8 protein-coding genes and 1 riboswitch are annotated in these 14,696 nt (G+C 38.3%); of the genes, 7 read left to right on the forward strand and 1 reads right to left on the reverse strand.

Going from position 1 to position 14,696, the window contains the following annotated elements; all coding sequences use genetic code 11:
• Positions 1 to 89: 89 nt before the first annotated feature.
• Positions 90 to 962 carry a helix-turn-helix transcriptional regulator gene (locus ACLI50_RS20865; protein ID WP_411414569.1) on the reverse strand — a complete coding sequence of 291 codons (873 nt, stop codon included), beginning with the start codon at positions 960 to 962 and terminating at the stop codon, positions 90 to 92.
• A gap of 154 nt (positions 963 to 1,116) precedes the next feature.
• On the opposite strand from ACLI50_RS20865, the gene ACLI50_RS20870 reads away from it, so the two are divergent.
• The 7 genes from ACLI50_RS20870 (at position 1,117) to ACLI50_RS20900 (ending at position 14,615) form a co-directional block, all read left to right on the forward strand.
• A complete protein-coding gene (locus ACLI50_RS20870) occupies positions 1,117 to 3,195 on the forward strand; it encodes a T9SS type A sorting domain-containing protein (protein WP_411414570.1) in 2,079 nt (692 codons plus the stop codon).
• A 193-nt stretch (positions 3,196 to 3,388) separates the two neighbouring features.
• Positions 3,389 to 6,226, forward strand: coding sequence for an alpha-amylase family glycosyl hydrolase (locus ACLI50_RS20875; protein WP_411414571.1), 2,838 nt, complete (start codon positions 3,389 to 3,391; stop codon positions 6,224 to 6,226).
• Positions 6,227 to 6,485: 259 nt separating this feature from the next.
• A riboswitch (SAM riboswitch) is annotated at positions 6,486 to 6,590 on the forward strand.
• Positions 6,591 to 6,683: 93 nt separating this feature from the next.
• Complete coding sequence (locus tag ACLI50_RS20880; protein ID WP_411414572.1) at positions 6,684 to 9,137, forward strand: TonB-dependent receptor plug domain-containing protein; 2,454 nt, start codon at positions 6,684 to 6,686, stop codon at positions 9,135 to 9,137.
• 7 nt (positions 9,138 to 9,144) lie between these two features.
• Positions 9,145 to 10,443, forward strand: coding sequence for an APC family permease (locus tag ACLI50_RS20885; RefSeq protein ID WP_202840063.1), 1,299 nt, complete (start codon positions 9,145 to 9,147; stop codon positions 10,441 to 10,443).
• A 147-nt stretch (positions 10,444 to 10,590) separates the two neighbouring features.
• Positions 10,591 to 11,676 (forward strand): peptide chain release factor 1, encoded by a 1,086-nt coding sequence (gene prfA, locus ACLI50_RS20890; RefSeq protein WP_062676053.1) that lies wholly within the window; start codon positions 10,591 to 10,593, stop codon positions 11,674 to 11,676.
• Between the two features lie 72 nt (positions 11,677 to 11,748).
• Complete coding sequence (locus ACLI50_RS20895) at positions 11,749 to 12,426, forward strand: hypothetical protein (RefSeq protein ID WP_202840061.1); 678 nt, start codon at positions 11,749 to 11,751, stop codon at positions 12,424 to 12,426.
• An 86-nt stretch (positions 12,427 to 12,512) separates the two neighbouring features.
• Positions 12,513 to 14,615 carry a prolyl oligopeptidase family serine peptidase gene (locus ACLI50_RS20900; protein ID WP_202840059.1) on the forward strand — a complete coding sequence of 701 codons (2,103 nt, stop codon included), beginning with the start codon at positions 12,513 to 12,515 and terminating at the stop codon, positions 14,613 to 14,615.
• Positions 14,616 to 14,696 lie beyond the last annotated feature (81 nt).

Consider the following 14,696-nt stretch of genomic DNA (forward strand, 5'->3'; position numbering starts at 1 on the left):
TTGTCATTGCTTTTTCACCTGAATTCTGAAAAAGTAATATCAAAGCAAAACAACATATATAAAACCGCTTAAGCAATTAAGCGGTTTTTCTATTTATTATTCCTCAGACTTTCCGGAGATACCCCAAATTTCTTTTTAAAAGCCCGCGTAAAGTTCTGGAGATATTCATAACCGCACTCAATAGCAATTTCTTTGATCATAATTTCTTTATTGGTAATCATTTTCTTTGCTTTCAGCATCCTGAGTTCTGATATATAATGAGCAATCGTTGTATGATACTGCGTTTTGAATTCCTTTCTGACAGTATTCTGGTTCAGTCCAAAATATTTTCCAATTTCCTCTGCTTTTATATTTCTATGGTAATTTTCATCAATGAATTTCCTGATCATTTCAGACGTTTTTGGAGTGTCTTCGAAAATGTTTTTCTCATTAAATTGCTCAAAGATCAGGATAAGAAGTTTGATAATCTTTGCTTCTATAAATAACTTCTGCATGATTCCTTTCTTATTATAATCCAGAATCTCTTTTACAATCATATGCATCTCAACCGTCATGTCCGGCGGCGTTTCTTTATGAAGGAAAATGAAATTATTATGAATCATGTTTTCCAGAATTTCAGCATTTTCACGATTAAGCTTTGGATTGATGAGGTTAAAAATATATTGATAATTGATCTGAATCTGGAGGTACCTCAGAATTTCCTGGTTTTCTGTCCAGAGTTCAGCAACACTTTCTTTAGGAGAATAATGGAGGATGTATTGATTTTTTTTGAATAAAAACTGGGTTCCGCAATCATGACCTTCTAAATTAATACCATCACTCAACATGAAAATCAAATTAAAACTTGACTTTCCCTCCAGCATATGAGACTTGAAGGATTGATCAGGACGCAGGTCTTCCTGCATGATGATTTTGATGTCCTCGGATATGAACAAATGTCCACTTTTTAATTGACTCCTCATACAACACATTTTTACAGCCATGGTACAACTTCTTACGATAAAAGTCCTCCGCAGGATAACCAAAAGTTCGAAAATGATAACTCGGGGTTGATGATGTGAAGTACTTTTGCGCAAAATTAAATTAAATTTAGAATAATTAAAAATAATATTTCATATGTTTAAAGATTTACATTTTGCAATACGGAAAATCAGAACAGGATTAGCATTGCTAACCGTTGCTGGAAGCTATATGTATGCCCAGCAATGGGAAAATGTAGGAGGCATTCAGAATGTATCTGCAGGAGGAAGCAGTTTTAATAATCTTGTTATTGATAACTCAGGAAACTATTATCTGTCCTATTATGATGTTTCAGTAGCTAAAGGCTCTGTTCAGAAATTTAACGGAAACTCATGGTCTTACTTAGGAGGAACGCCCGGAGTTACTACAGGAACAGCCACTTACAACTCATTGTCTATAAGTCCGAACGGAAACAGTATTTATTATACCAATCAGCTTGGTTATCCAGGCTCCGGGATGGAAGTACGCTTATTTACAGGGTCTTTATGGTCTCAGCTTCCGAATGTTACAGACAGTTCCGTTAATTATCAGGCTTCTGCCGTTTCCTCTGATAATATCATTTTCACGTATGGTTCTTATGGTTCAGGAACGGTTAAAAGATATTCCGGAGGAGCATGGGAGCAGATAGGAAATGCAGGTTTTTCGGGCGGTGCTGACTTCGCTGAAATGGTCATCGGAACCAATAATATGATCTATACCTGTAATGTTTCCGGAGGGATAAAAGTATATCAGAACAGTACAGATGCAAGTTCAGCACAAAACTGGAGTCTGGTAGGCGGAACAGCTGCAGATGCTTCTTCATCAGGAGAGCAGTATAATGCTGATATTGCTTTAGATGGAGCAAACACAATCTATGTTGCTTATGTTTCCAACTCCGGAGGAGGAAGGAAGTTGAATGTCAGAAAGTTTGACGGAAACTCCTGGGTGCAGGTTGGAAATGCCAATTTTTCTGAGGGAAGAGTACAGCATGTTGCCTTAGCCGTAACAGAATCAGGAAAGCCATATGTGGTAGCCAGCCGTTTTGAAAATGATAATTTCCTGAGAAATACCGTTTATCAATTAGACGATTCACAAAACTGGGTTCCTTTTGGAGGAGATTTTGTTTCAGCTGGAGAGGCAAAATACAATGATTTAGCAATAGATAAGGCACAAAATTATCTTGTTTTGGCTTATTCCGACAATACAGCAAAGGTGAAAAGAATTTCTCTGAACCTGAATCCACAAACATGCAGCAACACAGACCCTGGAGCTAATGCAGGAGACATAGGCTGTGTAAGTTTTATGTATCGTGGACAACAGGTTGCTTATACTACGGTAAGAGGAGCAGATGGAAAAATATGGCTTCAGCAGAATCTGGGGAGCTCACAGGTGGCTTCATCATCAGCTGATGCGAATTCTTATGGGGACCTTTTCCAATGGGGAAGATGGGATGATGGTCACCAGCTTAGAAATTCTCAGATCGTACCGGCTCCATCACCTAATACTCCGGAAGGAACAAATACCACTGCGGGAAGTTATATTGCAGGATCTCCAGGATGGTGGGCAGGTTTTGCAGGTTCAGATACGTGGGTAGGAGTATCTGTTGCGGATGTGAATGCATCCGCCGGAATAGATCCATGTAAAGCAATAGGAGCAGGATGGAAATTGCCTTCTCAGGCAGAGTGGACTACTTTAATTGGAGCTGAAAGTATTTCTAACCCAACAACGGCTTATAACAGTCATCTTAAATTACCGGCAGGAGGCTACAGAAGCTCCAGTGACGGGAACTTTACTTTTGTAGGGCAAAGAGGATATTTCTGGAGTTCTGATACATCAAGTCTGGGAGGGAAATATCTGTATATCGGATCAACGATTGCCAATCCATCTGCCGGAGCTATGAGAGGGCAGGGGTCATCAGTAAGATGCATCAAGCCTACCTCTTCTTTGGGTACTTCAGAAATCAAACTGAATCAATCTGTCATTGGAATGTATCCTAACCCAACTAAAGGAATTCTTATGATTAAAGCTGATTCAGGAATTGAAAAAGTAAACATTGCCAATGCTGTAGGGCAAAGAATGAATGTACAGTTCTCGGATCGTCAGATCAATTTGACTGAACTTCCTTCAGGATTATACATCGTAGAGTTAAAGTTAAAGAACGGACAATCAGTTTCTAAAAAGATTATAAAGGAGTAAGCGGATCTCAATACCAAAGATTTCGCCAAAAGAAATTAGTTCATTACAATTACTTTTATTGGAAGGCTCATGAAAATTTCATGAGTCTTTTTTTATTATTATTTCTCCCAAAAAATAGAAATATTTGATGAATACTGAACAGGAATAGTGGTCATGAAGAAAAATTTATACTATATTCGATAAAAAATAATAAATGAAAAAGTTTTATTCTGTTGTTTTTCTGTTGATTACCATGGCTGTATTCGGACAGATCAATTATACAATTTCTCCTGATCCGTTCAACGAAACAGATGTGATCACGCTTACTGTTCCCGGGGATCAGATTGATGAGTCTGCGTGGGGCGTTTCCAACAACGCCATTTATATCTGGACATGGTCGTTTGACACCAATTATCAGAATAGCCAGGATTGCCCTACCAATGGCAGCTGGAACAATTCCAATGATCTGAATAAGCTGAATTATAATGCAGCAACAGACAGTTATTCACTCACTTTTACACCAACTTCTTTTTATGGAAGAACAGGAATCGGAAGATTTGGGTTTTTATTAAAGGATAAGACAGGATCTCATCAGACCTCTCCAGACATTTTTGTGAATGTGGGTACTTTAAGCTTAAATCTTACCAATCCGCTGGCCAATAGCCTCACTTCAGTTCCTGCAGGAAATTCCATCACCATTACGGCGACGGCAAGTACCAATGCTACATTTCAGCTAAAAGCCAACGGAACTGTTGTCAATTCAACAACAACGCCTTCACAGTCTTATTCTTACAGTTATACGGTTACCCAGGATGCAAATATGGAACTTGTGGCGACACAGGGAACCACTTCCAAAACGGCAGCATTCATTGTACAGGTTCCGAGAAATGTTGTTTCCCAGGCAATACCCAACTGGATCAGACAGGGAATCAATTATCATCCGACCGATCCAACCAAGGTGGGACTGGCTTTATATGCTCCGGGAAAAAATTTTGTACACGTCATAGGAAGTTTCAATAACTGGACGGTAAATGATACCTATTTAATGAAAAAAGACACCACAAATCCCGATCTGTACTGGATTGAGCTCAATGGAATTACACCTCAGCAACTCCATACCTTCCAATACAGAACCAATGATTTGAGAAAAGTAGCAGATCCCTATTCGCCACAAATTCTTTCCTCTTATGATGATCCGTGGATTTCCGCTTCTACCTATCCAAACTTACCTGCATTTCCTGCCGGACAGGGTTTTGAAGTGTCAACATTTAAAACAGGCCAGGCCGCTTATAACTGGCAGGTTACCAATTTTCAAAGACCTGCGAAACAGGATCTTATAGTCTATGAATTATTATTGAGAGATTTCACACAGGAAAAGAACTGGCAGTCACTGATCAATAAAATTTCCTATTTAAAGAATTTGAAAATCAATGCTATAGAACTGCTTCCCATCATGGAATTTGACGGAAATCTTTCCTGGGGATATAATACTTCTTTCCATTATGCATTGGACAAAGCCTATGGAACTCCGGAAAAATTCAAAGAATTTGTAGATGTATGCCACCAGAACGGAATTGCAGTCATTCTGGATGTCGCATTTAATCACGCAACAGGACGTTCACCTCTGGTAAGACTCTGGAATATTGATCCGGATGGTGATGGCTATGGAAATGTTGCAGCCAACAACCCTTACTTTAATCAGGTTCCGAAACATTCATACAATGTATTTAACGATTTTAACCATACCAGCCTTTCAACGCAATATTATGTTGAAAGATGTCTTGAGCAATGGCTGACTGAATATCACATAGACGGATTCCGTTGGGATTTAACCAAAGGATTTACGCAAAGCTGTTCTGAAAATGATGAGGCCTGTACCAATGCCTACCAGCAGGACAGAGTGGATATCATGAAAAATTATGCTGATAAACAATGGGCCATTGATCCCAATTCTTATATGATCTTCGAACACCTTGGAACTGATGCAGAAGAACAGCAATGGGCGAATTACAGAATAGCAGAAGGAAAAGGCGTTATGCTTTGGAATAAACAGACAGATCCTTACAATCAGAATACGATGGGATATAAGGAAAACAGCAATTACGACCGAATGAACCACAGTCTTCACGGATTTACCAATATGAGTGCCGTAGGCTATGGAGAAAGCCACGATGAAGAAAGACTGATGTTTAAAAACCTTGCATACGGTGCAGCGAACGGAAGCTATGATGTAAAAAACCTGAATACCGCTCTTGAAAGAATGAAAACATTCGGGGCCACGTTCTTTACTATCCCTGGTCCGAAAATGATCTGGCAGTTTGGAGAATTAGGATATGAATTCAGCATCAACAGATGTGCAAACGGTACGATAGACAGCGGATGCAGAACCGATGAGAAACCTGTTGCATTTACGCTCGGATATGATACTGATCTGAATAGAAAGGCGGTCTACGATACATGGGCTAAAATCATCAACATCAGAAACAGTCATCAGGTCTTTAAATCGAAAACCTATAGTATAGAATCCAACAATCTTACGAACGACCCCAATGGTCTGATCACAAGAATTTATGTATATGATGCCTCTATTACAACAGGAATAAAGAATGTTGTCGTATTGGCCAATTACACGACTTCCGCACAGAATGTAGTGCCTTATTTCCCTTACACAGGTCAATGGCAGAATCTGATGGACAACAGTATTTCAAATGTAGCTTCCACAACAGCTCCAATCACTTTACAATCGGGAGAATTTAGAATCTTTGGTAATTACGCGGGTGCTTTGTCAACAGCAGATGTCAATGCCGCCAACAAATTATCTCTTCAGATTGCAGATAATCCTGTCCGAAATGGAATCGCTAAACTGGTTTTCAATAAAGCAAAAAATGGGGAAATTTCAATTTTTGATATGACCGGTAAAAAACTGGATACTTTCAAACTCGATAAAGAGAGCGGAACTTATAATTTGAAGGTTGATTATCCGGCAGGCACGTATCTTGTGCGGTTGAAATCAGATACAGGAATAGCCATTCAAAAGATGATTATTAAATAAAACAAAAGATTTAGTTGTCTAGACTTATAAAAAATATTTAATATCTTAAAAACCATTAAGAAGGTTTAAGAAATAAAGTATAGTTAAGGTTAATCATTCTGATTTTTAAGTTTCTCTTAATCCTTTTAAACTCTTATTAAATCTTAATGGTTCAAAAATAAAAAGTTTAAACAAGTTCCATACAAAATAAAAGGCAAATTTGCAGATCAGCAGATTTGCTTTTTTTGTAAGTTCAGAAAAATAGTCTACTTTTGCCGTAGATTTATCAAGAAAGGTGGAGGGATTTGGCCCGGTGAAACCTTAGCAACCTGCACAATTCCAGCGTGTAAAGGTGCTAATTCCAACCCTTTGGGAGAGATAATTGAAGTCAATACTCTATATGAATTCCATTTCTTGAAGTCTTGTGTATCTGCGGAAAGATCCGTCAGATTGGTAGTATTAATTGGCAAGAACAAAAATGAAAAAATTAAGCACAGCTGTACTATTGCTTGGAGCAATTCTGGTAGCTGCTCAGGAAAGTGAGGAAAAAGGAAAACAGATCGAAGATATTATCATCGTCGGAAACCGTAATGTCAAAAGAACAAAGCTGGAGACACCGGTTCCTGTAGATGTAATTAATATTGACAAAATCCAGAGAAGTTCTCCCCAAATGACTGCTCAGGATCTCCTTAATTATGTGATTCCGTCGTTTAATGCAGTGAGGCAGTCTGCTTCTGATGGCACAGAGCATATTGATCCCGTAACATTAAGAGGAATGGGCCCTGATCAGGTTCTCGTATTGCTTAACGGAAAAAGAAGACATACAACCTCATTGGTCAATTATCAGAATACTGTAGGAAATGGTTCCGTAGGAACAGATTTGAGTACCATTCCCGTAATTGCTATTGATAGAATAGAAGTGTTAAGAGACGGAGCTGCTGCACAATATGGTTCTGATGCTATTGCCGGAGTGATCAACATAATTCTTAAGAAAAATGCCGGAGCTTCAGCAAGCCTTACTTACGGATTAAGTGGAAGAAATGATGGAGATACGTATCAGGCAGGAGTCAACTACGGAGCTTCATTAGGAAAGAAAGACGGTTATATCAATCTTTCCCTGCAATTAAGCCACAGAGGAAAAACCACAAGAACTCAAAATCACGATCTGGATATTTTCGGAGATAATTTTGCGTATGAATTTGCAGGTGACGCTGAAGCGGTAAAAGCAGCCAGAGCTGCGGATGATGCCGAAATTGAAAAAAGAGGGTTGACCCGTGATGATTTCAATTTTCAGATCGGAGATGCCCAGATCAGACAGGGACAGTTGTTTTTCAATTCAGAATATCCCTTTAATGATCATTTTAAACTCTATTCTTTCGGAGGATTCAGTATTAAAGAAGGAGAAGGGTTTGGTTTCAGAAGACTGCCAAGCGAAAAGTCTAATGTGGTTTCATCCATTTATCCGAACGGTTTTCAGGCGGTTCTTGGGTCTCAGGTATATGATGTTTCCTATGCTGTAGGTGCAAAATATAATGTTAACAACTGGCTATTTGACCTTAGTAATACATTCGGGAGCAATACCTTCAATTATAAGGTAAGCAACACCAATAATGCTTCTCTGGGAGCAAAATCACCCACAAGTTTTTATGCAGGCGCCCATAGTTTCCTTCAGAATACCATTAATCTTGATGTTTCTAAAAATATAAACCGTTTCAATATTGCGTTCGGTGGTGAGTTCAGGTTTGAACAATACCAGATTAAAGCGGGTGACGAAGCATCCTATACCCAATATGACATCGATGGAAATGTAGCTACTGAAGGATCAACAGTACTTGGTGCGGGAGGATCTCAATCCTTTATTGGATTTTCTCCCAACAATGCCTTGAAGAAAGACAGGCATTCCACCGCAGTATATGCAGATGTTTCCTATGATTTGGATAAAAAACTGAATATTGATGCTGCTGCCAGGTTTGAAAATTATTCAGATTTCGGAAACACCTTGAATGGAAAACTCGCGGTACGATATGAGTTTGTAAAAAACTATGCGGTAAGAGCCGCTGTTGGGACAGGATTCAGGGCTCCTTCACTTCAGCAGCAGTATTTTAATAATTCCTATGCAGATATTTCTACTTCCGGTTCAAAGATTGTTACCAAAGGAATATTCAGCAACGATAGTGAAGCTGCCAGAATTCTTGGATTTGATAAACTCAAGCAGGAAACTTCTGTCAATGCAAGTGCCGGATTGACGTTAAAACCATTAAAAGGACTGTTCATTACAATAGATGGCTATTTTATTAAAGTAAAAGACAGAATAGTTATTACAGGTAATATTACAGATCCAAGATTATCAAATCCTGCTGTAGTTGGGCATGGAAATGAAGTAGAAAGCGGAAGATTCTTCGCCAATGCTATTGATACAGAAACGAAAGGAGTAGATGTAGTGGTTTCCTATGACTGGATTCTTGGGAATGGAAAATTAAATATGAATCTTGCCGGAAACTATACGGAAACAAAAATCACAGATTTTCATTTTCCTGAAAACTTAGGAACGCCTCAGGATCAGTTTTTTGGTCCCGATCAGATCAATATCATTGAAACACTGTCTCCAAAAACAAAAGCTTCATTAGGATTAAATTATGGAATAGGAAAATTCAGTTTTCTCGTAAGAAATACCTATTTTGGTAAGGTAATAAGAGATGGTTATCCGTTTGGAGACGTGCAGGAATTCTCACCAAAAGTAGTGACAGACATCAGCGTTGGGTATGATATCACCAAAAGTATCAATTTTACAGTAGGGGCCAACAATATATTTGATGTCTTTCCGGACCGCCAGATTTATAAAAATTCATATTATGGAGTATTCAAATATGCGCCTGTGCAGATGGGAACGCTGGGGAATTATTTCTTCGGAAGGCTTAATTTTAATTTTTAATCATTAAATGAGTACTGCCTCACATCAGATTGGCTGGAAAACAGCCGCAGCCATCGTCGTTTCCAATATGATCGGAACAGGGATTTTTACCACCCTGGGATTTCAGCTTTCCGATATTACCAACACCTACAGTATTTTCCTGCTATGGAGCATCGGAGGGGTTCTCGCTTTGTTTGGGGCATTTTGCTACGCAGAATTGGGTTCCCATTTTAAAGGAAACGGAGGCGATTTTATTTATCTTAAAGAAACCTATCATCCGATTTTCGGATATCTCATAAGCTGGATTTCGCTCATCATAGGATTTTCCTCTCCCGTAGCGCTGGCTGCTTTGGCTATGTCAAAATACCTTTCTGTATTTGATTATAGCTTTGGAAACGGATTTGCCATAGCCGCGATATTCCTGGTGGCAATTGCATTATCATTCAGCCTGAAAACATCCAGCAGGTTTCACAACTTTTTTACATTCATTAAGATCGCTTTTATTATTGTACTGGTTATTCTTGGAGTAGGAATTTCAAATTCACCCCAGATCGGCAACAGCCTTAATTTCAGTGACAGCTGGCAGAATGAGATCATGCTTCCTGCCTTTGCAACCTCTCTGGTATTTGTGACCTATTCCTACACAGGCTGGAATTCAGCTTCCTATATTGCGGGAGAAATAAAGGATGTGCAGAAAAACCTTCCTAAATCATTGATTATAGGAACTGTTTTTGTGACGGTAAGCTATATTCTGGTGAATTATATTATGCTGAAACACGCTCCAGTGAATCAGCTGGCAGGAAAAGAAGATGTGATGGGCGAAGCAGCAGTCAATATGTTGGGTCCGGCTTTTGGAAAAATTGTTAATATTTTTATAGCCCTGCAGCTGATTGCAACCATAAGTGGATACTTGTGGGTTGGCTCAAGACTGACACAGGCTTTTGCAAAACATACCCAAATCTGGAAACCATTATCATCTGGAAATACAAAAGGAATTCCGGTAAGAGCTATTTTTGCCCATGCTGTGATTGCTGCTATTATTATTTTAACGGGAAGCTTTAAAGAAATTTTTGTCTATACAGCTTTTATACTACAGCTTTTTGCAAGTCTTGCGATTTCGACGGTTTTCTTCCTGAAGAAAAAAGACAGGAAGATCTTTAAGTCGAATGCTTTCCATATTTTTCCGGCTGTTTTTCTGCTGTTCAGTATCTATATTCTCTATTTTACATTCATTCATAACCCTAAGGAAAGCTTGATAGGATTGGGAATTATCGCTGTAGGAATTATTTTATATCTGATAGACAGAAGACTTTCTAAAGGATCTTAGAGCCTGATTTCAATATAATAAACATTTTTACAATTCAGCTTTTTTACCTTTTTGACTCTTTATCCCTAATGCTCAAAAATTTATGATGATTTGGAATTTTAATTTTGAATTAATAATCCTTATCTTTGCACCCACAAAATTTCTACAATGTCTAAATCATTAATTCCAAAATTAGAAGCTATAAAACAAAGATATAATGAGGTTGCAGACCTTATTATACAGCCTGATGTCATTTCAGACCAAAAAAGATATTCTTCTTTGAACAAAGAATATAGTGATTTGGGAAAAATTGTAAGAGTTTATGATCAGTACAAAGGCGCTTTGGATAGTATCGCAGAATCTGAAGAAATCATTGCAGATGGTTCAGACAGAGATCTGGTAGATCTGGCTAAAGAAGAAAAACTGGAAGCCCAGGCTAAACTTCCCGGATTGGAAGAAGAGCTGAAAGTATTGCTGATTCCTAAAGATCCTGCAGATGACAAAAACGTTATCGTGGAACTACGTGCCGGAACCGGAGGTGATGAAGCCGCTATTTTTGTGGAAGATATCTACAGAATGTATACCATGTATTTCAAAACAAAAGGATGGAGACATGAAGTGACAGATTCTAATGAAGCAGCGAAAGGATACAAGGAATTGATCATGAAAGTGGAAGGAGAAGGTGTTTACGGAATCATGAAGTTTGAATCCGGAGTTCATCGTGTACAGCGTGTACCTGAGACAGAATCTCAGGGAAGAGTACACACTTCTGCCATTACGGTTGCAGTTCTTCCGGAAGCTGAAGAAGTAGATTTTGAACTGAATCCTGCAGATATTGAAATGCAGACTTCCCGTTCAGGTGGTGCCGGAGGTCAGAACGTAAACAAGGTTGAAACGAAAGTTCAGCTTACCCACAAGCCTTCAGGACTTGTTGTGGTTTGTCAGCAGGCTCGTTCTCAGCTTGCTAACCGTGAGCTGGCGATGGAAATGCTGAGAACAAAACTATACGATATCGAATTACAGAAAGTACAGGGAGATATCGCTGCACAACGTAAATCCATGGTTTCTACCGGTGACCGTTCTGCAAAAATTAAAACGTACAATTATCCACAGGGTAGAGTTACAGATCACAGAATCAACAAGTCTATGTACAATCTTGATGCTTACATGAATGGCGATATTTCTGAAATGATTGATGCCGTAATCATGGCAGAAAATGCAGAAAAGATGAAAGGGGAAGAAGAAAATTACTAAAAAATCGAAATAATTAAAATACAGCCTCTGATTTTTCAGAGGCTTTTTTACATACTAAATACAATTTAAACTATGAAAAATTACAAAATTATTTTCCTGCTATTGCTTTCCGTGATGGGACAACAGCTGATGGCTCAGACAGAAGTGAAGAAACCCAAAGAAGCCTTTGAACTCTTTTTCGGAACTTTTGTGAATAATGATGAAACTGCTTTGAACAAACTTAACGATTATCTAAGACCTACTGTAGAAGGCCAGAATGCGTATCAGGTAGATTTTAAGGAAACTTCAAAAGAAATGATAAATGGCAGCGTTGAGAATTTTCTGGCTGCTTTCCCTAAAGCCACGGCTGCAGCATGCAAAAAAGAGGCGGAAGAGTATTTTATTGCGATGTTTGGGAATTTTAAAACAGGAAAACTGACTGTTAAAAATGTAAAAGTGGTACCGAATGAATATGTTAAGGACGAAAAAATTGCAGAAATAAGTTATTCCGTAAGCTTTCTGGTTCCCTCGAAATTAACTTCCGGACCAAAAGGCGATCTGAGTAAAATAAAAGCAGAAGAACTGAAAAAATATCTGGTTCAGGCAGCTCAGGATTTCAAAAATGCTGATAAAACAGTAACAGCTGATCAGAGTTTTAATCTTTACGAAATGAAAGTAGGAGACAAAATATATTACTGGAACGGAAGCCCGGATGAGATTGTTTCCAACCTTACCGATTTTTATTTTGAAAGCTTCGGAGCCAATGAATAACCGATTATAAAGTATAGAAAGTCCCAATACAACGGGGCTTTTTTTATTTCACATACTTTACGTATTTTTGAGACAAACCGATCAGTATGAATTTTAAGCCTATATTGTTAACAGCTGGAGTATTATTTTCAGCATCTTTTTATTCTCAGAAAATGAATTACCCTAAAGCGTTAAAAGGAAACCAGACAGATACCTATTTTGGAACTGCCGTTTCTGATCCCTTCAGAGATCTGGAAAATGATTCTGAACCTACAAAAAAATGGGTGGATGAAGAAGTTGCTTACAGCCAGAATTACCTTTCTAAGATTCCGTTCAGGGATAAAATTAAAAATCAGTTGAAGGAAATCTGGAACTATGAAAAAATTTCTGCACCTTTCAAAGAAGGAGATTATACCTATTATTATAAAAATGACGGTCTGCAGGCTCAGTCTGTTTTGTATAGAACAAACAACAAGACCAATGCTACAGAAGTCTTTTTAGATCCTAATAAATTTTCAGAAAAGGGAACAACTTCTCTTTCCAACCTGTCGTTCAATAAAAAAGGTAACCTTGCTGCCTACTCTATTTCTGAAGGAGGAAGCGATTGGAACAAGATCATCATCATTGATGCAGTAACCAAAAAACAAATTGATGAAACTTTACTGGATGTGAAATTCAGTGGAATTTCATGGCAGGGAGACGAAGGCTTCTATTATTCAAGCTACGACAAACCGAAAGAAGGAACAGTTCTTTCAGGGATGACTGATAAACATAAAGTATACTTCCACAAGCTGGGAACAAAGCAGTCTGAAGATAAACTGATTTTCGGAGGAGAGAAAACGCCAAGAAGATATCTTAGTGCAGGAGTTTCTGAAGACCAGAGATATCTTATCATTTCTGCAGCTAATGCTACAAATGGTAATGAATTGTACATAAAAGACCTTCAAAAAGGCGGAGATTTTGTGCAGATTATGAACGGATTTGATATCAATGCCAGCATTGTAGACACACAGGGTGATGATCTTTTCATTTTCACAGATAAAGATGCACCGAATATGCGTCTTGTAAAAACAACCATCAGTAACCCGGCTCCGGCAACATGGAAAGATGTCATTCCACAAACAGAAAATGTTTTGGGAATTTCTTCAGGTGGTGGATATTTCTTCGCAACCTATATGATTGATGCTATTGATCAGGTAAAACAGTTTGATAAAACCGGAAAACTGATCAGAGAAATTGCACTTCCCGGCAAAGGAAATATCTCAGGGTTCGGAGGAAAAGAAAAAGAGAAAGATGTTTACTTCTCTTTCAGCAATTATATTACACCGGGAACTACTTATAAATTCAATGTAGACTCAGGAAAATCTGAAATCTATCAAAAACCTAAAGTGAAGTTTAATCCGGATGACTATGTTTCAGAACAGGTATTCTATACTTCAAAAGACGGTACAAAAGTACCTATGATGATCAATTACAAGAAAGGAACTAAACTTAACGGTAAAAACCCTACTATTCTGTATTCTTACGGAGGTTTCAACATCAGCCTGCAGCCATCATTCTCTGTAGTTAATGCCATCTGGATGGAGAATGGCGGTATTTACGCTGTTCCAAATATCCGTGGAGGAGGTGAGTATGGTAAAAAGTGGCACGATGCCGGGACTAAACAGCAGAAGAAAAATGTTTTTGAAGATTTTATCGCTGCCGGAGAATATCTTCAAAGTAAAGGGTATACTTCAAAAGAATACATGGCGCTGTCAGGAAGATCAAACGGAGGATTACTGGTAGGAGCGACAATGACGATGAGGCCTGATCTTGCCCGAGTAGCCTTTCCCGGAGTTGGAGTTCTGGATATGCTGAGGTATAATAAATTTACAGCCGGAGCAGGATGGTCTTATGATTACGGTACTGCAGAAGACAGTAAAGAAATGTTTGAATACCTTAAATCTTATTCTCCGGTACACAATGTAAAAGCAGGAACTTGTTATCCTTCCACAATGATTATCACAAGTGATCACGATGACAGGGTTGTTCCGGCACACTCTTTCAAATTTGGTGCAGAGCTTCAGGAAAAACAGGCATGTAAAAACCCTATTCTCTTAAGAATTGAAAAGAATGCAGGACACGGCGCCGGAAGATCTACAGATCAGGTGATCAGTGAAAATGCAGATCTTATATCATTTGCATTGTTTGAAATGGGAATAAAGAAATAATTTTAAAAAAGTAAAATATTTAAACAAACGGTCGATTTTATTTAAAATTGACTGTTTTTTTTATGTTGTTATGTTTATAAT

Source organism: Chryseobacterium cupriresistens (assembly GCF_046614675.1).
Lineage (GTDB): Bacteria > Bacteroidota > Bacteroidia > Flavobacteriales > Weeksellaceae > Chryseobacterium > Chryseobacterium cupriresistens.

Bases quoted from the DNA above. Each gene is read 5' to 3' on its own strand.
- ACLI50_RS20865 (WP_411414569.1), bottom strand. From the start codon at position 962: ATGAGGAGTCAATTAAAAAGTGGACATTTGTTCATATCCGAGGACATC.
- ACLI50_RS20870 (WP_411414570.1), top strand. From the start codon at position 1,117: ATGTTTAAAGATTTACATTTTGCAATACGGAAAATCAGAACAGGATTA.
- ACLI50_RS20875 (WP_411414571.1), top strand. From the start codon at position 3,389: ATGAAAAAGTTTTATTCTGTTGTTTTTCTGTTGATTACCATGGCTGTA.
- ACLI50_RS20880 (WP_411414572.1), top strand. From the start codon at position 6,684: ATGAAAAAATTAAGCACAGCTGTACTATTGCTTGGAGCAATTCTGGTA.
- ACLI50_RS20885 (WP_202840063.1), top strand. From the start codon at position 9,145: ATGAGTACTGCCTCACATCAGATTGGCTGGAAAACAGCCGCAGCCATC.
- prfA (WP_062676053.1), top strand. From the start codon at position 10,591: ATGTCTAAATCATTAATTCCAAAATTAGAAGCTATAAAACAAAGATAT.
- ACLI50_RS20895 (WP_202840061.1), top strand. From the start codon at position 11,749: ATGAAAAATTACAAAATTATTTTCCTGCTATTGCTTTCCGTGATGGGA.
- ACLI50_RS20900 (WP_202840059.1), top strand. From the start codon at position 12,513: ATGAATTTTAAGCCTATATTGTTAACAGCTGGAGTATTATTTTCAGCA.